The organism is Escherichia sp. E14V7 (genome assembly GCF_004212225.1).
Lineage (GTDB): Bacteria > Pseudomonadota > Gammaproteobacteria > Enterobacterales > Enterobacteriaceae > Escherichia.
This window is the reverse complement of record NZ_RHJJ01000001.1, coordinates 396,748-417,142: the sequence shown is the minus strand read 5'-3', so window position 1 is coordinate 417,142 and position 20,395 is coordinate 396,748. Positions and strand designations below refer to the sequence as shown.

At 50.4% G+C, this 20,395-nt stretch carries 20 protein-coding genes; 8 read left to right on the top strand and 12 right to left on the bottom strand.

Going from position 1 to position 20,395, the window contains the following annotated elements; genetic code table 11:
- Positions 1-50 precede the first annotated feature (50 nt).
- Positions 51-686, bottom strand: coding sequence for an arginine exporter ArgO (gene argO / locus D9741_RS02050; RefSeq protein WP_130217989.1), 636 nt, complete (start codon positions 684-686; stop codon positions 51-53).
- A 213-nt stretch (positions 687-899) separates the two neighbouring features.
- Here argO and D9741_RS02045 point away from each other — a divergent pair, with 213 nt between their 5' ends.
- Positions 900-1,829, top strand: coding sequence for a hypothetical protein (locus D9741_RS02045; RefSeq protein ID WP_130217991.1), 930 nt, complete (start codon positions 900-902; stop codon positions 1,827-1,829).
- Between the two features lie 54 nt (positions 1,830-1,883).
- On the top strand, positions 1,884-2,927 hold the full coding sequence (gene dctP / locus D9741_RS02040) for a TRAP transporter substrate-binding protein DctP (protein WP_130217993.1): 1,044 nt from the start codon (positions 1,884-1,886) through the stop codon (positions 2,925-2,927).
- A gap of 41 nt (positions 2,928-2,968) precedes the next feature.
- Here dctP and mscS read toward each other — a convergent pair whose 3' ends face one another.
- The 4 genes from mscS to epd form a co-directional block, all read right to left on the bottom strand.
- Complete coding sequence (mscS, locus tag D9741_RS02035; RefSeq protein ID WP_130217995.1) at positions 2,969-3,844, bottom strand: small-conductance mechanosensitive channel MscS; 876 nt, start codon at positions 3,842-3,844, stop codon at positions 2,969-2,971.
- Positions 3,845-4,537: 693 nt separating this feature from the next.
- Positions 4,538-5,617, bottom strand: coding sequence for a class II fructose-bisphosphate aldolase (gene fbaA, locus D9741_RS02030; RefSeq protein WP_000034372.1), 1,080 nt, complete (start codon positions 5,615-5,617; stop codon positions 4,538-4,540).
- A gap of 141 nt (positions 5,618-5,758) precedes the next feature.
- The gene (gene pgk, locus D9741_RS02025) at positions 5,759-6,922 is read right to left on the bottom strand and encodes a phosphoglycerate kinase (RefSeq protein ID WP_130217997.1); all 1,164 of its coding nucleotides are present in this window, start codon (positions 6,920-6,922) and stop codon (positions 5,759-5,761) included.
- 49 nt (positions 6,923-6,971) lie between these two features.
- Entirely contained in the window at positions 6,972-7,991 is a 1,020-nt protein-coding gene (gene epd / locus D9741_RS02020) for an erythrose-4-phosphate dehydrogenase (RefSeq protein WP_130217999.1), read from the bottom strand.
- A gap of 371 nt (positions 7,992-8,362) precedes the next feature.
- Between epd and D9741_RS02015 the strand changes: the two genes are divergently transcribed.
- Genes D9741_RS02015 through D9741_RS01995 form a run of 5 tightly spaced genes read left to right on the top strand, consistent with a single transcriptional unit; the run spans position 8,363 to position 11,439 of the window.
- Entirely contained in the window at positions 8,363-8,794 is a 432-nt protein-coding gene (locus D9741_RS02015) for a PPC domain-containing DNA-binding protein (RefSeq protein WP_130218001.1), read from the top strand.
- 22 nt (positions 8,795-8,816) lie between these two features.
- On the top strand, positions 8,817-9,395 hold the full coding sequence (locus D9741_RS02010) for an ECF transporter S component (RefSeq protein WP_130218003.1): 579 nt from the start codon (positions 8,817-8,819) through the stop codon (positions 9,393-9,395).
- Positions 9,396-10,103, top strand: coding sequence for an energy-coupling factor transporter transmembrane component T (locus D9741_RS02005; protein ID WP_130218005.1), 708 nt, complete (start codon positions 9,396-9,398; stop codon positions 10,101-10,103).
- Positions 10,091-10,768 carry an energy-coupling factor ABC transporter ATP-binding protein gene (locus D9741_RS02000; RefSeq protein WP_130218007.1) on the top strand — a complete coding sequence of 226 codons (678 nt, stop codon included), beginning with the start codon at positions 10,091-10,093 and terminating at the stop codon, positions 10,766-10,768. Before D9741_RS02005 ends, D9741_RS02000 begins: the two co-directional genes overlap by 13 nt.
- Positions 10,762-11,439 carry a sulfate/molybdate ABC transporter ATP-binding protein gene (locus tag D9741_RS01995; protein ID WP_130218009.1) on the top strand — a complete coding sequence of 226 codons (678 nt, stop codon included), beginning with the start codon at positions 10,762-10,764 and terminating at the stop codon, positions 11,437-11,439. The genes D9741_RS02000 and D9741_RS01995 overlap by 7 nt, the downstream gene beginning before the upstream one ends.
- Here D9741_RS01995 and D9741_RS01990 read toward each other — a convergent pair.
- The 6 genes from D9741_RS01990 to cmtB are packed head-to-tail and all read right to left on the bottom strand — an operon-like array spanning position 11,411 to position 16,765.
- Positions 11,411-12,124 carry a nucleoside/nucleotide kinase family protein gene (locus D9741_RS01990; RefSeq protein WP_130218011.1) on the bottom strand — a complete coding sequence of 238 codons (714 nt, stop codon included), beginning with the start codon at positions 12,122-12,124 and terminating at the stop codon, positions 11,411-11,413. The two genes, D9741_RS01995 and D9741_RS01990, sit on opposite strands and share 29 nt — an antisense overlap.
- Positions 12,121-12,630 carry a fumarase E gene (fumE, locus tag D9741_RS01985; protein ID WP_130218013.1) on the bottom strand — a complete coding sequence of 170 codons (510 nt, stop codon included), beginning with the start codon at positions 12,628-12,630 and terminating at the stop codon, positions 12,121-12,123. The genes D9741_RS01990 and fumE overlap by 4 nt, the downstream gene beginning before the upstream one ends.
- Positions 12,631-12,651: 21 nt before the next feature.
- A complete protein-coding gene (glpX, locus tag D9741_RS01980) occupies positions 12,652-13,617 on the bottom strand; it encodes a class II fructose-bisphosphatase (protein WP_130218015.1) in 966 nt (321 codons plus the stop codon).
- Complete coding sequence (locus D9741_RS01975; protein ID WP_130218017.1) at positions 13,614-14,891, bottom strand: zinc-binding dehydrogenase; 1,278 nt, start codon at positions 14,889-14,891, stop codon at positions 13,614-13,616. Before D9741_RS01975 ends, glpX begins: the two co-directional genes overlap by 4 nt.
- Before the next feature lie 14 nt (positions 14,892-14,905).
- Positions 14,906-16,294, bottom strand: a complete 1,389-nt coding sequence (cmtA, locus tag D9741_RS01970; protein WP_130218019.1) for a PTS mannitol transporter subunit IICB — start codon at positions 16,292-16,294, stop codon at positions 14,906-14,908.
- 27 nt (positions 16,295-16,321) lie between these two features.
- Positions 16,322-16,765, bottom strand: coding sequence for a PTS mannitol transporter subunit IIA (gene cmtB / locus D9741_RS01965; protein WP_130218021.1), 444 nt, complete (start codon positions 16,763-16,765; stop codon positions 16,322-16,324).
- Between the two features lie 377 nt (positions 16,766-17,142).
- On the opposite strand from cmtB, the gene D9741_RS01955 reads away from it, so the two are divergent.
- A complete protein-coding gene (locus D9741_RS01955; protein WP_000646923.1) occupies positions 17,143-18,051 on the top strand; it encodes a prohibitin family protein in 909 nt (302 codons plus the stop codon).
- 219 nt (positions 18,052-18,270) lie between these two features.
- Here D9741_RS01955 and tkt read toward each other — a convergent pair whose 3' ends face one another.
- Entirely contained in the window at positions 18,271-20,262 is a 1,992-nt protein-coding gene (gene tkt, locus D9741_RS01950) for a transketolase (RefSeq protein ID WP_130218023.1), read from the bottom strand.
- Positions 20,263-20,395: the final 133 nt, after the last annotated feature.

Genomic DNA, 20,395 nt, shown 5'->3' with positions numbered 1-20,395 from the left:
CTCTGGAGGCAAGCTTAGCGTCTCTGTTTTATTTTTCCATCAGATAGCGCCTAACTGAACAAGGCTTGTGCATGAGCAACACCCTCTTTCGCCAGTTGTAGGGCGATAATCCACATAACGCAGCCCACCACGAGATTGATAATGCGCTGCGCTTTGGCGGTACGCAAACGCGGCGCCAGCCAGGCGGCTAATAACGCCAGACCAAAAAACCACAGGAAAGAGGCACTGATCGTCCCGAGGGCAAACCAGCGTTTGGGATCTGGCTCAAGTTGCCCGCCCAGACTGCCCAATACCACAAAGGTATCCAGGTAAACATGCGGATTCAGCCAGGTTACCGCCAGCATAGTGGCAATAATTTTCCAACGTCCCTGCTTCATCACTTCAGCACTAACCAGCTCAATATTGCTGCTCATCGCCGTTTTAAAAGCACCAAAGCCATACCACAGCAAGAAGGCCACACCGCCCCAGGTCACCAGCGCCAGCAACCACGGTGACTGCATCAATAACGCGCTACCACCAAAAATCCCGGCGCAAATCAGGACCAAATCGCTTATCGCGCAGAGCAAAGCAATCATAATGTGGTACTGACGACGAATGCCCTGATTCATCACAAAAGCATTTTGCGGACCAAGCGGCAGAATCATAGCAGCACCAAGAGCAAGCCCTTGAAAATAATAAGAAAACACGTTGAACATTCCGAACTAATTATCTGATAAAGAGACTATAGCGCGGGATTGTTATTAGATAAAATTTATAATGCTAATAGCATATAAATAATTTTAATAAAAAAATAAATAATTCTATTCGGTAACTGATTTTAGGATAAAGATCTCATCATTCCCCATACATAAACGGCGTTATGGCTCTCTTTCCTGCTAGCGTTGTAAAGGACTAACACTATGCAAGCCTATGATCTCACTCTTCTCCCCTACCCTATCCACGAAAATATACCGCGCCAACAAGGTTGGTGCTTTGGCCTACCGCCAGGCATAACGCCCGAACAGTGGCCGCTGGATCCAAATAATGGTTTCCCATTGAATCATGGATTTACCCTGCTGTTGCCGGAAGATTATCGGATTTATGGGCCAGAGATTGTCGCGTTATCTTTCTTTGCTGTTGCGCCCGAGCACAACGATGGCGGAACACCCTGTACAGAAGCAATATTGGATGTGTTTGAGAATTTTGAATCCTGCCCCCCACCTGAAGATCCAGACCTTTATGTTTTCTGGCAGGCAGAAAAGCAACGACATCCACGGCTATTTCGGATGGAAGATATATTAGGCTGTTCTTATGCGGTGATTTTACTCACCCAGCACGAGTTCAACGGCCCATTTTGTGAGCCGCCTGAACTTATACCTAACCACTATCGCGACCAGCAAGATATGCCAGTATGGCTGACTATCGGCAGTGCGTTTAGTTATTTTCAGGCTAACGTCAGGCCAAAAGATACGCCTGAAAGCAATTTTGTATACCGTAAAATGGGCATCATTCCTGAGCAGTCGCTGGCTTTCAATCTGGCGATTTCATGCGAGCAGCGCGCTTTTGATCCTAATGCGGGAATTAGCCCCACAGAAAGAAATAATACGGAATATCAGTCCATTCATTATTGTTCTAAAGATGCAGAGGGAAAGAGTAAATATGAAACTCACCAGTGGCATAGCGCTCATCAGCTTGATCATCTCGGTGGTTCAATGGCGCCCGTGCAGTCTATACCAAACGAAATGTCGCCTTATTATATTGAGTTTGAAGAGTATTTCGGTGGGTATAATTTCGGTGCAGGTAATGCCTGGCTGGACTTTAAAAATATGAAGTTTGATTTTAGTTGTTAAAGTTTACAGCTTTTAATATTAATGACGACAAATAAAATTACAGAAGGAACTGACATGATATTCAAACCATTCTTACTCTCTGTGTTATCAGGATCACTTCTGATATCTACACCCAATTTTGCCGCAGAAAAAATTCTACGCTATACCGATCATGAACCTTATGGCGGAATGCGTACCCAGCTAATTCAAAATACATTTTTTGCCGAAATTGAAAAAGAATCTCAGGGGCGTTTGAAAATCGAACCACACTGGAACGGTGAAACCGCCATCAGCTATGATGCACTGGCGACGATAAGCGATGGCAGTAAAGCTGATATGGGTATAGTGGTGCCGGAATACACAGCGAAACAATTGCCGCTTCATCAAATCTTCAAGAGCTTTGCTATTGGCCCAGATCATGGAGCCAGTCAGGTAGAATTTTTTCGTCGCGTTTATGCAGAAATACCTGAGTTTAACGCTGAACTTGAGCATAACAATATCGTGAATTTACAGTTTTTCCTTGGCTACCCGGTAGGTTTTTTCTCTACCAGGCCCATTGATAAATTGACTGCGCTTCAGGGAACCACCTGGCGAACAGCCAGTTTCTGGCATCGGGCTTATTTAAATCATACGGGAGCAAAAACCGTAACTTTACCGTGGAATGAGCAAATTACGACAGCACTCCGCGAGGGAAAACTCGATGGCTTAATGGTCAATCTTGATAGCGGATATGACATCCATGCTGAACGTGCTGCGCCGAATGTGTTGCTCTCCCCTTCTCTCTGGCTTGGTCATGTCTATCTGCTGGTAATGAATAAACAAACGTGGGAAAACCTTGATAAAAGAGATCGTGAGGCGATTCAACGAGCAGCCATTACAACCGAGAAAGCGCTGGGCAAGGCATTAGATAACAACCTGATCAGCATGGTAAAAACGCTTGAGCAGGACGGTGCACAGGTTCGCTATCTGAAAAAATCAGAGCTGGACGCCAGGCAGAAAGCAATTGGTTATCAGCAAGAGCAAACTCAGTGGGTAGAAAAGCAGAAAGCTGAAGGAGTAGACAATGCTGAGGATGTCATGCAAAAAGTTGCCAATATACTAGATGAAACAATGCGTTAGATTGGTAGTGCGCCCATGAACTTCATGGGCGCTTCACATGATTAACGTGTTACCGCTTCGCTTTCTTTATTTTCTTTCACCCGCTTAAAGTTCACATCCATTTGCGGATACGGGAAGCTGATACCAGCAGCATCAAATTCACGTTTAATACGTTCCAGCACATCCCAGTACACGTTTTGCAGATCGCCACTGTTGCTCCAGGCACGAACGACGAAATTAATCGACGATGCGCCAAGTTCGTTCAGGCGTACGGTAATTTCACGATCTTTTAAAATACGATCTTCGGACTGAATAATATCGGTCAGGATCTGCTTAACCTGATCGATATCAGAATCATACGCTACGCCAATAATAAATTCGTTACGGCGCGCCGGCTCACGAGAGAAGTTAATAATATTACCGGCAATAATTTTACCGTTCGGAATAACAATTATTTTACCGTCTGCGGTACGCATGGTGGTGGAGAAAATCTGCACACTCTGCACAGTACCAGCAACGCCGCCGAGGTCAACATATTCTCCTGCACGGAACGGGCGGAACATAACCAGCAAAACGCCAGCAGCCAGGTTAGACAGTGAACCCTGCAAGGCCAGACCTACAGCTAAACCTGCGGCACCGAGTACGGCAATGACCGATGCGGTTTGTACGCCCACGCGGCCCAGTGCTGCAATTAACGTAAAGGCGATAATTGCGTAACGGATTAATGCAGAAAGAAAATCAGCAACGGTGGCATCTATGTTACGGGAGATCATCAGGCGATTCACCGCGTTGGAAATCATCCGCGCGATAATCAAACCAACGATGATGATCGCGAGTGCCGCCACGATGTTTACAGCATAACTCAGCAACAGCGCCTGGTTATTTACCAACCAGGATCCTGCGCCGTTTATGCTATCGACAACTTTCAAATCTTCCATTCAATATTCCTTTTCAACTGACTTAAATTGGAGAAACATACTCCGCCGCCTTACGACGGGCAGTCTGACAAGGGTAAACAATAAAGCATAATTTTGCCAAATAGATCACAGATTTCTTAAGTACATCACCTTGCTTTTGGCGAAAAAAGGTCCGCAGAGCGGGCCTCTGACAGATGACAATGTGCGCTTTGTCATGCCGGATGCGGCGTGAACGCCTTATTCGGCCTACAAAAACCTGAAAATTCAATATATTGCAGGATACGTGTAGGCCTGATAAGCGTAGCGCATCAGGCAATTTTGCTTTTGGCGAAAGAAAGACCCGCAGAGCGGGCCTCTGACAGATGACAATGTGCGCTTTGTCATGCCGGATGCGGCGTGAACGCCTTATCCGGCCTACAAAAACCTGCAAATTCAATATATTGCAGGATACGTGTAGGCCTGATAAGCGTAGCGCATCAGGCAATTTTGCTTTTGGCGAAAGAAAGACCCGCAGAGCGGGTCTCAGACAGATGACAATGTGCGCTTTGTCATACCGGATGCGGCGTGAACGCCTTATTCGGTCTACAGAAATCTGTAAATTCAATATATTGCAGGATACGTGTAGGCCTGATAAGCGTAGCGCATCAGGCAATTTTGCTTTTGGCGAAAAAAAGACCCGCAGAGCGGGCCTTGAGATAAGCAGAAAGGAATATCTTACAGAACGTCGATCGCGTTCAGTTCCTGGAATGCTTTTTCCAGACGAGCGATCATCGAAGTCTGACCGGCACGCAGCCATACGCGCGGATCGTAGTATTTCTTGTTCGGCTGATCTTCGCCTTTCGGGTTGCCCAGCTGGCCCTGCAGGTAAGCTTCGTTCGCTTTGTAGTAGTTCAGAACACCTTCCCAGGTCGCCCATTGGGTGTCGGTATCGATGTTCATTTTAACTACACCGTAGCTTACGGAGTCTTTGATTTCCTGAGCAGTAGAACCGGAACCACCGTGGAATACGAAGTTCAGGCTGTTGTGCGGCAGATTGTGTTTCTTAGAAACATATTCCTGAGAATCACGCAGGATGGTCGGGGTCAGAACAACGTTACCCGGCTTGTAAACACCGTGTACGTTACCGAAGGACGCAGCGATGGTGAAACGCGGGCTGATTTTGCTCAGCTCGGTGTATGCGTAATCAACGTCTTCCGGCTGGGTGTACAGTGCAGAAGCGTCCATGTGGCTGTTGTCCACGCCGTCTTCTTCACCACCGGTGCAACCCAGTTCGATTTCCAGAGTCATGCCGATTTTGGACATGCGCTCCAGGTATTTAGAGCAGATTTCGATGTTCTCTTGCAGAGATTCTTCAGACAGGTCAATCATGTGAGAAGAGAACAGCGGCTTACCAGTAGCAGCGAAGTGTTTTTCACCCGCGTCCAGCAGACCGTCGATCCACGGCAGCAGTTTCTTCGCGCAGTGGTCGGTGTGCAGGATAACCGGAACACCATAATGTTCAGCCATCTGGTGAACGTGATGCGCACCAGAGATCGCGCCCAGGATAGCAGCACCCTGCGGAACGTCAGATTTCACGCCTTTACCAGCGATAAAGGAAGCACCACCGTTGGAGAACTGAACGATAACCGGCGCTTTAACTTTAGCAGCGGTTTCCAGTACGGCGTTGATGGAGTCAGTACCGACGCAGTTTACTGCTGGCAGTGCGAAGTTGTTTTCTTTTGCTACCTGGAAAACTTTCTGTACGTCATCACCAGTGATTACGCCAGGTTTTACGAAATCAAAAATCTTAGACATGTCTCTTGTCCTGTATCGTCGGGCCTTATACTCGTCATACTTCAAGTTACTGTGCTGCAACTCGAATTATTTAGAGTATGAAAAAGTGCGTGCTTTAAAAGCGCGCTGCAACAAGGGCAGGTTTCCCTGCCCTGTGATTTTTTACTTCTTAGCGCGCTCTTCGAGCATCGCTACTGCAGGCAGTACTTTACCTTCCACGAATTCGAGGAATGCGCCGCCGCCAGTGGAGATGTAGGAGATTTTGTCAGCAATGCCGAACAGGTCGATTGCTGCCAGAGTGTCGCCGCCGCCAGCGATGGAGAACGCTTCGCTGTCTGCGATAGCGTTAGCCACGATTTCAGTACCTTTGCGGAAGTTCGGGAATTCGAACACGCCAACCGGACCGTTCCACAGAATGGTTTTCGCATTCTTCAGGATTTCAGCCAGTTCCTGAGCGGAAGCATCACCGATATCCAGGATCTGCTCGTCAGCTTTCACATCGTTAACAGATTTCAGAGTAGCCGGAGCGGTTTCAGAGAACTCAGTCGCTACGCGAACGTCAGACGGAACCGGGATGTCGCAGATGGTCAGCAGACGTTTTGCTTCGTCAACCAGGTCAGCTTCGTACAGGGATTTACCCACATCGTGGCCTTGTGCCGCGATAAAGGTGTTAGCGATCCCACCACCTACGATCAGCTGGTCAGCGATTTTAGACAGGGAGTCCAGAACGGTCAGTTTGGTAGAAACTTTAGAACCACCAACGATAGCCACCATCGGGCGAGCAGGTTCTTTCAGTGCTTTACCCAGCGCGTCCAGTTCAGCTGCCAGCAGCGGGCCTGCGCACGCAACATCAGCGAATTTACCGATACCGTGAGTAGAAGCTTGCGCGCGGTGAGCAGTACCGAATGCGTCCATTACGAACACGTCACACAGTGCAGCGTATTTTTTGGACAGGGTTTCGTCGTCTTTCTTCTCGCCTTTGTTGAAGCGAACGTTTTCCAGAACAACCAGTTCACCTTCAGCAACGTCAACGCCGTCGAGGTAATCTTTAACCAGACGAACCGGGTTAGACAGTTTGTCTTTCAGGTAGTTAACAACCGGCAGCAGAGAGAATTCTTCATTGTACTCGCCTTCGGTAGGACGACCCAGGTGGGAAGTTACCATCACTTTTGCGCCTTGTTTCAGGGCCAGTTCGATGGTTGGCAGAGAAGCACGGATACGCGCGTCGCTGGTTACTTTCCCGTCTTTTACTGGTACGTTCAGATCCGCACGGATAAATACACGTTTCCCAGCAAGATCCAGATCGGTCATCTTAATTACAGACATGGTGAATCCTCTCGTTGATTCTAAAAGTTTTGCAGACGCTGCTTGCGTCTTACCTGAAAGCAACAGTAGCCATAGCTAACGTCGTGTCGAGCATTCGGTTAGCAAAGCCCCATTCGTTATCGCACCAGACCAACGTTTTGATCAGGTGTGCGCCACTGACCCGGGTTTGGGTGCCATCGACAATGGCACTGTGCGGATCGTGGTTAAAATCTACAGAGACCAACGGTAATTCCGTATAGTCAACTATACCATGAAATGCACCTTGTGCTGCTTTTTGCAGCAACAGGTTGACTTCATTGGCTTTTACAGGTTTCTTCACCGTCACGCTTAAATCGATTGCCGTCACATTTATGGTTGGCACACGTACCGCAATCGCTTCAAAGCGATCGTTAAATTGCGGAAAAAATCGTGTGATACCGGCGGCCAGTTTAGTATCGACCGGAATGATCGACTGGCTGGCTGCCCGGGTGCGGCGCAGGTCAGGATGGTATGCATCAATAACCTGTTGATCGTGCATGGCGGAGTGAATTGTAGTCACAGTGCCGGTCTCAATACCGTACGCATCATCCAACAATTTGATGACAGGAATTATGCAATTCGTGGTACAGGAAGCGTTAGAAACGATGCGGTGTTCCGCACGAAGTTGATCCTGATTGACGCCGTAAACAACGGTCGCGTCGAGATCGTTACTGCCAGGATGTGAAAAGAGCACTTTTTTGGCCCCGGCGGCAATGTGCGCTTCGCCATGCTCGCGGGTGCCATATACGCCGGTGCAGTCGAGAACCACATCAACGCCTAGTTCACGCCAGGGAAGCGATTGCAGTGAACGTTCATGCAATACGCGGATGGCATCATCACCAACAAAAAGTTGATCACGCTCCTCACGGACTTCCCATGCAAAACGGCCATGACTGGTGTCATATTTCAACAAATGCGCCATGCCCGCAGCATCCGCCAGTTCGTTGATTGCCACCACGGTAATTTCCGCACGGCGTCCTGATTCATACAAAGCACGAACCACATTACGCCCGATGCGACCGAAGCCATTTATCGCTACGCGTACGGTCATAGATCTCCTGCAAGGCTTTCCCTGAGCAAATTTGCCAGACAGAGTAATCCAGCAAATCGTTCGGGGAAACCTTACCTGTCGCAAACTGCGACTGATTGGTTAATTGTCGAACATTTAATCGACTGAAACGCTTCAGCTAGGATAAGCGAAACATGGAATAAAAGGAATGATTGTCCAGTCAAAGAAGACAATTATCTGACTTGCGTCACGTTTTCCGGCCTGATGTGTTGGAATTTATTCCACTTTGCAGAATCACGAATAAGCGTAGCAAAATCTTTTCGTTGTGCCGTCACAAACCCTGACTTATATCAGAATATGACTGATGCAGCGTCGATATTATCCGCAATACGTCCGAGTTTCGGAGTACTCCAATGATGACATTGCCCTACCCATATTCTTCCTCCGCACGCTTTTACGCGCTGCGCCTGCTCCCCGGGCAGGAAGTTCTCTCCCAATTACGCGCCTTCGCGCAGCAACAGCAACTCCACGCCGCGTGGATTGCCGATTGTACCGGCAGTCTGACTGACGTCGCCTTACGCTATGCCGGGCAAGAAAACACGGCCCTACTAAGCGGTAAGTTCGAAGTGATCGCACTGAACGGCACGCTGGAACACACTGGCGAGCATCTTCATCTCTGCGTTTCTGACCCACGCGGCGCGATGCTTGGCGGTCATATGATGCCCGGCTGTACCGTGCGGACCACGCTTGAACTGGTGATCGGCAGCCTTGAGGAACTGGCGTTTAGCCGCCAACCTTGCGCGCTTTCTGGTTACGACGAGTTGCATATTTCCCCCGTTAAATAACTATTTGCAGAGAGGTTTTCTTATGGCGCGTCGCCACTTTTCCAGTCAGGCACTGGTGTTGCTCGTTATATCTATCGCCATCAATATGATCGGCGGGCAACTGGCCAGCATGGTTAAATTACCTATTTTTCTCGACTCAATCGGTACGCTCATTAGCGCGGTACTACTTGGCCCGGTTATTGGCATGTTGACCGGCTTACTGACCAATTTACTCTGGGGATTGCTAACTGACCCGATCGCCGCCGCATTTGCGCCCGTCGCGATGGTCATCGGCCTGGTCGCCGGTTGGCTGGCGCGGGCGGGTTGGTTTCGCACTCTGCCAAAAGTCGTTGTCAGCGGCGTGATTATTACGCTTGCGGTAACGGTCGTCGCTGTACCGCTGCGTACTGCGCTGTTCGGCGGCGTGACAGGAAGCGGGGCCGATTTGTTCGTTGCCTGGATGCACTCGATGGGGCAAAACCTGGTGGAGTCGGTGGCGATAACGGTAATGGGCGCGAACCTGGTCGACAAAATTCTCACGGCGGTGATTGTCTGGCTTTTGCTCCGACAACTGCCGATTCGCACCACGCGGCATTTTCCGGCAATGGCAGCCGTGCGCTAAATGCATCCGTTTACATCCTTAACGCTGTGGGCGCTGGCGGCCTGCACCACGCTTATCCTGCCCACACAGACAATATTGCCAGTCTATAGCGCGGCGACCTTTTTCTGCCTTATTGCGCTAAAGGCCACGCGGCGGCGGGCAAAATATGTCGCCTGGCTGATGTTCTCACTGGGAGCCGGGCTGTGGCTGGTACACGGTGGCTGGCTAACAGAATGGCTTAGCGGCACGCCGCGTTCGCCGGAACGTTGGACGTATGCCATTACGCTCTGGTTGCGGATTCTGGCGATTGTTTCAACCTCGCAGTTGTGGATGCAATTCGTCCCCGTGCAACATTTTATCCGCGCTCTGTTTGCTTCTCGCCTGCCGCCGGGCGTCGCTTATCTGTTCGCCGGGCCGTTGTTGGTCGTTGAGCAGTTAAAACGGCAATTAGCGATTATTCATGAGGCGCAGCGCGCCCGCGGCGTGCCGCTGGATGAGGGCTGGTATCAGCGTTTACGTGCGATGCCCGCGTTAATTATTCCGCTAACACACAATGCGCTTAACGATCTTGCTGTCCGTGGTGCGGCGCTGGATATGCGGGCATTTCGGATCCACAACCGACGAACAACGTTATGGGCACCAGCCGATAGCACCCTACAACGCGTAGCGCGTTACACCATGATCTTGCTGATGCTGGCAGAATTCGGAGCGTGGATATGGTTACGTTAGAACAGTTTCGCTATTGCCCGACACACTCAACGCATCCTCCGTTCTGTTATGACTTTCACTATGTCAAACCGGGGATGGTCGCCATCTTTGGTGACAACGGCAGTGGCAAAAGTACGCTGGCGCAACTGATGGCGGGCTGGTATCCGGACTTTCTGCCAGGAGAGATAGCCGGCACGGGGACGCTTCTCGGTACGCCCATTGGACAGATCCCGCTTAATGAACAATCCGCTACTATCCAGCTCGTCCAGCAATCGCCCTATTTGCAACTCTCCGGCTGTACCTTTAGCGTGGAAGAAGAAGTTGCCTTTGGGCCAGAAAATCTGTGTCTTGCTGAAGAAGAGATTATGGCGCGGATTGATGCCGCCCTGACTCTGACCGAGTGCCAGCCGTTGCGCCATCGTCACCCGACAACACTCTCCGGTGGAGAGACACAGCGCGTGGTCGTTGCCTGCGCCATCGCGATGCAGCCAAAGCTCTTAATTCTTGATGAAGCCTTTAGCCGCCTGACGCCGCAGGCCAGCGAAATGCTGTTGCAGCGCTTACAACACTGGGCGTTTGAACGTGGTTCGCTGATTATTCTTTTTGAACGTCATCGCACGCCTTTCCTGAACTACTGCCAGCAGGCGTGGCACCTGCAAAACGGAGCGATCCAGCCATTATGTTAACGTTAAATCAGGTAACTTATCGCTGGCCAGGTGCAGTAACGGATTGTCTTTTCGACATTTCTCTGCAACTCAAACAAGGTGAATGGTTGGCACTGACCGGCGACAATGGCGCGGGAAAATCGACGCTGTTGCGGATAATGGCAGGTCTTCTTACGCCCACAGCCGGTACGGTTATGCTGCAACAACAGGCGATGAAAAACCTGAAAAACCGCCAGCGCGCGGCAAAGATTGGCGTACTGTTTCAGGAAGCGGAAAACCAGCTTTTTCACAGCACCGTCGCCGACGAGATCGCATTTGGTTTGAAACTGCAAAAATGCCCGGCGGATGAAATCACTCAACGTACCAATGCTGCCCTGCAATGCTGTCAGTTAGCAGATGTTGCCAGTGCGCATCCGTTAGATCTGCACAGTGCGCAGCGACGGATGGTCGCCGTCGCCTGCCTGGAAGCACTCACTCCGCCACTATTGCTACTGGACGAGCCGAGTCGGGATTTTGACGAAAATTGGTTGAGCGTGTTTGAAAGCTGGCTGGAAAAGTGCCGCCAGCAAGGCACAAGCGTCGTAGCAATCAGTCATGACGCCGCATTTACCCGGCGTCATTTCTCTCGTGTGGTGCGACTGGAAGGCGGTGTAATCAGGAACGTTAATCCACCAGACGATATTCACCCGTAGCGGTCATCATTAAGGTCAAATTTGCAGGCAGGCTCTCTTCAAGCACCCGGCGAACATTCGGCCCGTCGGTACGGTCATAAAAAGCTTCTGCGTCTGCCAGCGATAACCCTCCCGCCAGCTTGCGCCCCACCAGTCGTTCCCGCAACGCAGTAGCTGGCGCGTTGATAAAGATCGAGAAATCACAAAATTGCGCAAGCTGGCACCACTTCTCGTCGTCCAGCAACAACCAGTTTCCTTCGACGATGACGAGTGGTGCGGTAACGTGCAACGCATCTTCAACAGGATCATGCTTTTGTCGATCGTACTGCGGCCACGTACAATCCCCTTCCACTACCTGGCGCAGATTTTCCGCCAGTTTCGCAACGTCAAATGTCTCTGGTGCGCCTTTGAAGGGGCGCAATTGATGCGCATCCAGCCAGGCGTTGTAATGGTGAAAGCCATCCATCGGGAGCGTCTGAATAGCGGGCAGTTCCGGGTCTTGTTGCGCGAGATATTCCCAGAAGGTTGTTAATGTAGATTTACCCGTCCCCGGCGGAGCGCAAAGAAAAACCACCGTACGTCGCTGCGGATTTACCGCCTGTAAGGCCGCCAGCATACGCAGTAGCGGTTTATGAACATTCTCAATTTCATCATCAGAGTACTGCGCCTGTACCTTTAGTCCATTCACCGTCAGTTCGATTTTCACGGCGTTAATTCCTTTAAAGTTGTCGTTACTGCCAGCGTCAGCGCCGTTTTGACCATCCCGCTAAAACGCGCCTCTGACCAGACGGCGAAATCGGCGAACTTCATCGCTTTTAACGCATCGTAGAGCGTCGCATTGCGGGTTATACTGTTGACATTACTGATAAAATCCCAGGTTATATCATCGGTAAATCCGGGCGTTTCATCCTGTTCGTTCAGGTAATGCCAGAACTGGGAAAAGTGCGTGATATCGGCGTACAGCCATTTATCCATCTTCCCCAGCGCATAAATCAAACGCAGCGCAACATCAATATCATCAAGCGGGCCACTTTGGGCGAGCAACGGCTTCACTGCATATTCCACGATCTCTTCATCGTTATCGACAAACAGCGACGGCAGAAACTGGCGTATCCCCTGGAGCAAAATGGCATGCGCAGTTTTCATAAATGACAATAAATTGTCCTGTGCATCCAGTTGCTCAAGCACATCATCTTCTGTCAGCGTCGCCATTCGTCTTCCGATAGATCACCATCAATGCAGGGAGTCTATTATATTACACGTTTGGTCCGCGCCGCCGATCAGTAATGTCTGCGTCCGCACCCCATTCGCCGTCTGTTGGATACCGTTCACCAACTCGCCGCCCGTCACGCCCGTAGCGCTAAAGAGGATATCGTTCCCCCTCACCAGTTCGTCGAGCGAGTACACACGGTTGACTTCAACACCCATCTCCTTACAACGCTTACGCTCCTGTTCTGCGATTTGCCGATTTTCGGTGTAGTCACCTTTGGCCTGGCAAAAATCGATTAATTCCGCCTGCATATCTCCACCTAACGCTTTGACTGCACAGGCAGAAATAACGCCTTCCGGTGCGCCACCGATGGTGTACATCACATCGTAAGGATTATCCTGCCAGCAGGTCAGCACGCTGGCGGCGACATCGCCATCCGGCAGGGCGAAAACCTTAACGCCCAGCTGTGTTGCTTCCTCAATCGCGGCACTCAGGCGCGGTTTATCCAGCGTAACCATGCGCAGCTTGTCCAGCGGTTTGCCTAACGCTTTCGCCACGTTGCGCAAGTTGTCCGCCAGAGGCAAAGACAGATCAATCGCCCCGGCAGCCAGTCGATTAACAACCAGCTTTTTCATATACATATCGGGCGCATGTAACAGGCTATCTCGAGGGGCGAAAGCCATGACCGCCAGCGCATTGCTCTGCCCCATCGCCACCATCCGCGTGCCTTCAATCGGGTCAACCGCGATATCGACTTCTGGCCCGTCGCCTTTGCCCACCTCTTCGCCAATCCACAGCATCGGCGCATGGTCAATTTCTCCTTCGCCGATAACCACTCGTCCACGAAAAGCGACGTCGTTTAATGCCTGGCGCATCGCGGTGACCGCCAGGCCATCAATTTTATTTTTGTCGCCACAGCCGGTTTGCGGCCAGGCAGCCAACGCTGCCTGTTCCGTAACGCGAAATAATGGCCACGTCAGGGACATCATTGCGCGGCCTCCCCAATATCAACGCCAAATTGTGCCAGCAGATATTTCTCGGCCTGTTCATTCCAGATGCCGTGCGTTTCCTCAACCAGCCGCGCCAGCTCTTTAAACAGCGGATCGGTTTTGCCTTTTTCGGCAAAATCGGCAATGGCAGTGAGCGGCATGGTCACGCCGTTATAAATGAGTTTTTTACCGCCTGGGATATCCGGCAGATTGAGCACGGTTTCTGGCACCGCATCCAGCCCACCGATATGGGTCACCATAAACGACGGCTGCAACTGCCCCGTGGCGCTAAGGGCTATCGCCTCTTTCATGTCGTCCGTTGAACCGCCGGATGTACCGACGACGTGCGTGCTGTTGTAATGGACGTTGTAGAAATTAAACGGCACTTTGAAGTTTTTATCTGTCGGCCCGGCGAAGAAATTCAGACAACCATCTTCCGCCAGTAATTCATCAGCCATTTCAACGACAGCAGGCACCGCCGCATAAACAAAAATGTCATCGAACCCGGCATCTCCTGTTAGTCCCCGCAGCATCTGGACAGGATCGCTCATCCCTTTGGTATTCACATACACCAGCTCAATGCCTTTACTGGCTGCCAGCTCCACCGGCAGCAGCTTCTGTACCTGCGCCAGGCGTTTGTCGTCGATATCGACCACCACCACCCGCGACGGTTGTATGCCGCCGTTAATGGCGTAATCGATAGCGCCAATGCCCATCGGACCTGCACACGCCAGTAGCGCAATATTGCCGCCAGGTTTGACGCCCATACGATGCTCATAAACATATTGCGTAGTGTGATAATTGGCATGATAAGCGCCAATAATGCAGCACATAGGCTCTGCCAGCGACGCCGCAGCAAAATAAGAGCCGTGATATGGTAATACGCAGCCCAGATTAATGGCGATCTCGGGAATAATCATATAGGTGGCGTTACCGCCAAAATATTCGTAGCTGTAGCCCGCTGAATATCCGCTTGGTAACCCCATCGCCGGTTGCAATACAAAACGCTGACCTTTTTTATATTTGCCAGTGAGATTTTTACCCACTTCGACAATAACCCCGGCACATTCATGCCCGGTAATGACCGGATGATTTTCTAAATCGTCGGGTACGCGTTTATGTTCACTACCGAGTAACGCCGCTTTCCAGGTGGATAAACAGACGCTGTCAGAAATTACACTCACCAAAAGTTCGTTATCAGTAAATTCTGGCAATTCAAATTCGCGCAGACGGACATCCCGCTTGCCATAAATAGCAGCAACTTTGGTTTTCATTTTTACCTCTGCAATCAGTTTTTATGTTCGGCGGTTAATTGATTAAATAAAGTGTCGAGTTTTGGATCGCCAATATAGTTATTAATCAATATCAGCGGTTTATCCGTCACACGCTTCACGCGCCCTTCCAGACTGGCATGAGTGACAACGATATCCGCATCCGCAGGCACGTTTTCTATCGCGTAATGTTTTACTTCAATTGCCAGCCCTGCTTTTTCCAGGCGTTTACGGAAGGTGGTTGCGCCCATCGCGCTGGAGCCCATCCCCGCATCGCAAACGAAGGCAATACGCTTAACACGGCTTAACGAGAATGCGCCTTCCTGCTTCATTGCTTTAACCGCATTGGCTGACTCGGTAAATTCATCTTCGCTCTCAGTCTCCACTGTTTTTTCCATCTTCAGTATCAGGGAAGTGATGACAAAGGACACCAGCGTGCCTACCGTAACTCCGGCAATTGTCGCCAGGAACGAGCCTTTCGGCGTCAGCGCCAGGTAAGCAAAGATAGAACCTGGGCTTGGGCCTGCAACCAGACCACCTTCCAGCAAATTAAACATCCAGGTGCCAGACATACCGCCCGCAATCATGGCGATAATGGTCAACGGCTTCATCAGCACATACGGGAAATACAGTTCGTGGATCCCACCGAGGAAGTGAATAATCATCGCCCCGGGCGCAGAACGTTTACTCATTCCTTTACCAAACAAGGTAAACGCCAGCAGCAGCCCCAGACCAGGACCTGGGTTGGAGGCCACCATAAAGAAGATGGATTTACCGTTAACCGAAGCCTGTTGCATTCCCAACGGGTAATAGACGCCCTGATCGATCGCATTATTGAGGAAAAGCACTTTCGCCGGTTCATTGATGACTGACAGCAGAGGCAGATAACCCGCATGTACCAGCGCCTCAATACACTCTTTGACGAAAGTATTGGCAATTAACACCGCCGGGCCGATGACTTCAAAACCCAGCAGACAGAGAATCATCCCAGCAATACCTAATGAGAAGTTATTGATAACCATCTCAAAACCAGCAGGTATGCGTTTTTCCAGTGCCTTATCGACATATTTTATGACCAGCCCACCTAACGGTCCCATGATCATTGAGCCAAGGAACATCGGGATTTCAGCGCCGACGATAACACCAATCGTACCGATTCCGCCCATGACCGCGCCGCGTTTACCGCCGACCAGATGACCACCGGTAGAACCAATCATCACGGGCAATAAATAGGTAATCATCGGGCCGACAATTTTGGCGAAATGTTCATTCGGCAGCCAACCGGTGGGAATAAATAACGCAGTTATAAAGCCCCAGGCAATAAAAGCACCGATATTGGGGATGACCATTGCAGTCAAAAAGCCCCCAAAAGCCTGGACCTTTGCACGAGCAGACTTGTTTTCCATAATATTATCCTGTAGAGGAGAGAGTAATTATCCGCGGCTGATAATGTCCGCTAATTGTTTTTCTGATGATGCTGTTAAGAGTTGTTCGAGTATTTCTTCTTCGCACAGTAATTCACTTAACGCCTGAATAGCGCCAATGTGCGAATCGGCATCGGCAGCAGAGAGTCCGATGAGTAATTTAATCGGTTCGTCATTTCCCGGAAAATAAACGCCTTGTTTAAGTAACGTCAAAGACATCCCGGTTTTAAGCGCCCCACATTCCGGTCGCGCATGAGGCATTGCCACGCCTGTTGCGAGAATATAATAAGGGCCATTGTTAATGGTGGAATCTTTAATTGCCTGAATGTAATTATCGCTGATATAGTTTTTATCCAGCAATGATACCATCGAGAAATCGATAGCTTCCTGCCAGTCTTTTGCAGAATGTATAACTGAGATTGATGATTCTGGAAAATAATCACTAAGCCGCATAAATTATCCTTATTTTATTTTTACGGTACCGTCCGGCGGTAAAAATAAAATACTCGTGCGGTTTAATGAAAGCAATTGGGTACGCGAGAAGAAAAACCCCATAAACCAAAATAATAAAACCTTAAATAACAACAAGATGAAATTAATATTTTTAAAGTCAACTTTGTATTTGTTATGTTTATCACAAAATCAATATTTTGTTTGTTATTGTATTTGTGATGCATATCTCTATTTATTTATTGAATGTTCGAAAACATACTTTTCTAATGCAATGTTTTTTCGCTATACCCCTTTATAGATTCTGAATTCTCACCTGTCGGCTGTTTTCCCCTCACCTCATGTGACATATTCCCACACTTTACTCAAGGAAGATTGTCATGAAAGCACCTGTTTCTATAACCTCATTTCGCCCACAAAAATCTATTGCTATCGCCATTGGCGTGCTTGCCGTGGTTGTGCTGCCATTTCTCTCGTATTACACCGTTAATGAAGGTGAACGCGGCATTTTGCTGCGCTACGGAAAAATAGTAAAAGTCGCCGAGCCGGGCCTGGGTTTTAAGATCCCGTTTATGGAAAGCGTGGAGAAAATTTCTACGCGTAATCAGGCCGTGGTCTATCAGGGATTACAGGCATACAGCCGCGACCAGCAACCTGCACAAATGACAGTATCAGTCAGCTTCCACATTAAACCTTCAGAAGCAGGCGCGGTTTATACCACCTACAACACCATTGAAGCATTAAAAGATCGCCTGATTGTTCGCCAGTTGCCAACCCAACTGGAGAACGTTTTCGGTCAATATACCGCCATCAGCGCGGTACAGGATCGCACGAAACTGGTTCAGGATCTGCAAAATGCCATGCGCAAAGCCGTTGTTGGGCCAGTGGTAATTGACGGGGTCCAGATTGAGAATATTGATTTTTCTGACGCTTATGAAAAGTCGATTGAAGATCGAATGAAAGCGGAAGTCGCCATTGCCACTCGTAAGCAAAATCTGGAAACAGAGAAAATCCAGGCGCAAATTGCGGTAACTCAGGCCCAGGCAGAAGCAGACAGTAAACTGGCGGCAGCCAAAGCAGAAGCTGAGACTATTCGCGTAAGAGGCGCGGCAGAGGCTGAAACTATTCGTTTAAAAAGTGCGGCTGAAGCAGAAGCTATCCGCCTGCGCGGTGAAGCTCTGCGGGATAATCCCGGCCTTGTAGCCCTCACCACCGCCGAACGTTGGGACGGTAAGCTGCCCGATACCATGATCCCCGGCAGCACAGTTCCGTTTATCTCTACTAAGTAAAAAAAGGGCCGCTTTCGCGGCCCTTAAGAGTAATGGCAAAGGCAAAACTACCTGATGCGCTACGCTTATCAGGCCTACATACTTCCTGCAATATATTGAATTTGCACGATCTTGTAGGTCGGATAAGGCGTTCACGCCGCATCCGACATGAACAACGCGCACTTTGCCAACAATCTGAAGGGCCGCTTTCGCGGCCCTTCTCACAAAGCATCTTACCGATTACAGCAACGCTTTTGCTTTCGCAACAACGTTGTCAACGGTGAAGCCGAACTCTTCAAACAGCAGCTCAGCCGGAGCAGATTCACCGAAGGTGGTCATACCGACGATAGCACCGTTCAGGCCAACATACTTGTACCAGTAGTCAGCAATGCCTGCTTCTACTGCAACACGAGCAGTAACCGCTTTCGGCAGTACAGATTCGCGGTAAGCCGCGTCCTGCTTGTCGAATGCGTCGGTAGACGGCATGGAAACCACGCGCGCTTTCACGCCTTCGGCAGTCAGTTTTTCGTAGGCAGCAACCGCCAGTTCAACTTCAGAACCGGTAGCGATGAAAATCAGTTCCGGCTGACCAGCACAGTCTTTCAGCACATAACCACCGCGCGCGATGTTTGCCAGCTGCTCTTCAGTACGTTCCTGCTGCGCCAGGTTCTGACGGGAGAGGATAAGCGCAGTCGGGCCGTCCTGACGCTCAACGCCGTATTTCCACGCTACTGCGGATTCAACCTGGTCACACGGACGCCATGTAGACATGTTCGGGGTCACGCGCAGAGAAGCGATCTGTTCTACCGGCTGGTGAGTCGGGCCATCTTCGCCCAGACCGATGGAGTCGTGGGTGTAAACCATCACCTGACGCTGTTTCATCAGCGCAGCCATACGTACGGCGTTACGTGCGTATTCCACGAACATCAGGAAGGTGGAGGTGTACGGCAGGAAACCACCGTGCAGAGAGATGCCGTTAGCAATCGCAGTCATACCGAACTCGCGAACACCGTAGTGGATGTAGTTACCCGCAGCATCTTCGTTGATTGCTTTAGAACCAGACCACAGGGTCAGGTTAGACGGCGCCAGGTCAGCAGAGCCGCCGAGGAATTCCGGCAACAGCGGACCGAATGCTTCGATAGCATTCTGCGACGCTTTACGGCTGGCGATTTTCGCCGGGTTAGCCTGCAGTTTAGCGATAAACTCTTTCGCTTTGGCGTCGAAGTCAGACGGCATTTCGCCTTTCATACGGCGGATAAATTCAGCGGCTTCCTGCGGATAAGCTTTCGCGTAAGCAGCGAATTTCTCGTTCCATGCGGATTCTTTCGCCTGGCCTGCTTCTTTCGCATCCCACTGAGCATAGATTTCAGACGGGATTTCGAACGGTGCATATTTCCAGCCCAGCTGTTCGCGGGTCAGGGCAATTTCAGCGTCGCCCAGCGGCGCACCGTGGGAGTCGTGGGTACCGGCTTTGTTCGGGGAACCGAAACCGATGACGGTTTTGCACATCAGCAGGGACGGTTTGTCGGTCACTGCGCGCGCTTCTTCTACTGCGCGTTTGATGGATGCTGCGTCATGACCGTCGATGTCGCGAATAACGTGCCAGCCGTAGGCTTCGAAACGCATTGCGGTATCGTCGGTGAACCAGCCTTCAACGTGACCATCGATAGAAATACCGTTGTCATCGTAGAACGCAATCAGTTTACCCAGCTTCAGCGTACCCGCCAGAGAGCAAACTTCGTGGGAGATGCCTTCCATCATGCAGCCGTCGCCCATGAAGGCGTAGGTGTAGTGGTCGACAATGTCGTGACCCGGACGGTTAAACTGCGCCGCCAGCGTTTTTTCTGCAATCGCCATACCGACTGCGTTGGCAATACCCTGCCCCAGCGGACCAGTGGTGGTTTCCACACCAGCGGTGTAACCCACTTCCGGGTGGCCCGGAGTTTTAGAGTGCAGCTGACGGAAGTTTTTCAGTTCTTCCATCGGCAGATCGTAACCGGTGAGGTGCAGCAGGCTGTAGATCAGCATGGAGCCGTGGCCGTTGGACAGCACGAAGCGGTCACGGTCAGCCCAGGACGGATTCTGCGGGTTGTGTTTCAGGAAATCACGCCACAGGACTTCGGCAATGTCAGCCATACCCATCGGGGCGCCCGGGTGACCGGATTTGGCTTTCTGTACTGCGTCCATGCTCAGCGCACGAATAGCATTGGCAAGCTCTTTACGTGAGGACATTTTGACTCCAGATCGGATGATGAAGGGCACGCCCTTAACGACTTGACGACAGCGCGTTTTGGGCTACGCCGGAAAATTTGCCAACAATTTACCGCAAGCCGCGCGTCATGTACATGGAACATCCTTTTGCCGT

Excerpts from the sequence above, each read along its gene's own strand:
- D9741_RS02015 (WP_130218001.1), top strand. The coding sequence starts at position 8,363 with ATGATGACATTGCCCTACCCATATTCTTCCTCCGCACGCTTTTACGCG.
- D9741_RS01975 (WP_130218017.1), bottom strand. The coding sequence starts at position 14,891 with ATGAAAACCAAAGTTGCTGCTATTTATGGCAAGCGGGATGTCCGTCTG.
- pgk (WP_130217997.1), bottom strand. The coding sequence starts at position 6,922 with ATGTCTGTAATTAAGATGACCGATCTGGATCTTGCTGGGAAACGTGTA.
- tkt (WP_130218023.1), bottom strand. The coding sequence starts at position 20,262 with ATGTCCTCACGTAAAGAGCTTGCCAATGCTATTCGTGCGCTGAGCATG.
- cmtA (WP_130218019.1), bottom strand. The coding sequence starts at position 16,294 with ATGGAAAACAAGTCTGCTCGTGCAAAGGTCCAGGCTTTTGGGGGCTTT.
- D9741_RS02010 (WP_130218003.1), top strand. The coding sequence starts at position 8,817 with ATGGCGCGTCGCCACTTTTCCAGTCAGGCACTGGTGTTGCTCGTTATA.
- glpX (WP_130218015.1), bottom strand. The coding sequence starts at position 13,617 with ATGATGTCCCTGACGTGGCCATTATTTCGCGTTACGGAACAGGCAGCG.
- D9741_RS02000 (WP_130218007.1), top strand. The coding sequence starts at position 10,091 with ATGGTTACGTTAGAACAGTTTCGCTATTGCCCGACACACTCAACGCAT.
- fbaA (WP_000034372.1), bottom strand. The coding sequence starts at position 5,617 with ATGTCTAAGATTTTTGATTTCGTAAAACCTGGCGTAATCACTGGTGAT.
- epd (WP_130217999.1), bottom strand. The coding sequence starts at position 7,991 with ATGACCGTACGCGTAGCGATAAATGGCTTCGGTCGCATCGGGCGTAAT.
- fumE (WP_130218013.1), bottom strand. The coding sequence starts at position 12,630 with ATGGCGACGCTGACAGAAGATGATGTGCTTGAGCAACTGGATGCACAG.
- dctP (WP_130217993.1), top strand. The coding sequence starts at position 1,884 with ATGATATTCAAACCATTCTTACTCTCTGTGTTATCAGGATCACTTCTG.
- mscS (WP_130217995.1), bottom strand. The coding sequence starts at position 3,844 with ATGGAAGATTTGAAAGTTGTCGATAGCATAAACGGCGCAGGATCCTGG.
- D9741_RS01995 (WP_130218009.1), top strand. The coding sequence starts at position 10,762 with ATGTTAACGTTAAATCAGGTAACTTATCGCTGGCCAGGTGCAGTAACG.
- D9741_RS01955 (WP_000646923.1), top strand. The coding sequence starts at position 17,143 with ATGAAAGCACCTGTTTCTATAACCTCATTTCGCCCACAAAAATCTATT.
- D9741_RS02005 (WP_130218005.1), top strand. The coding sequence starts at position 9,396 with ATGCATCCGTTTACATCCTTAACGCTGTGGGCGCTGGCGGCCTGCACC.
- cmtB (WP_130218021.1), bottom strand. The coding sequence starts at position 16,765 with ATGCGGCTTAGTGATTATTTTCCAGAATCATCAATCTCAGTTATACAT.
- D9741_RS02045 (WP_130217991.1), top strand. The coding sequence starts at position 900 with ATGCAAGCCTATGATCTCACTCTTCTCCCCTACCCTATCCACGAAAAT.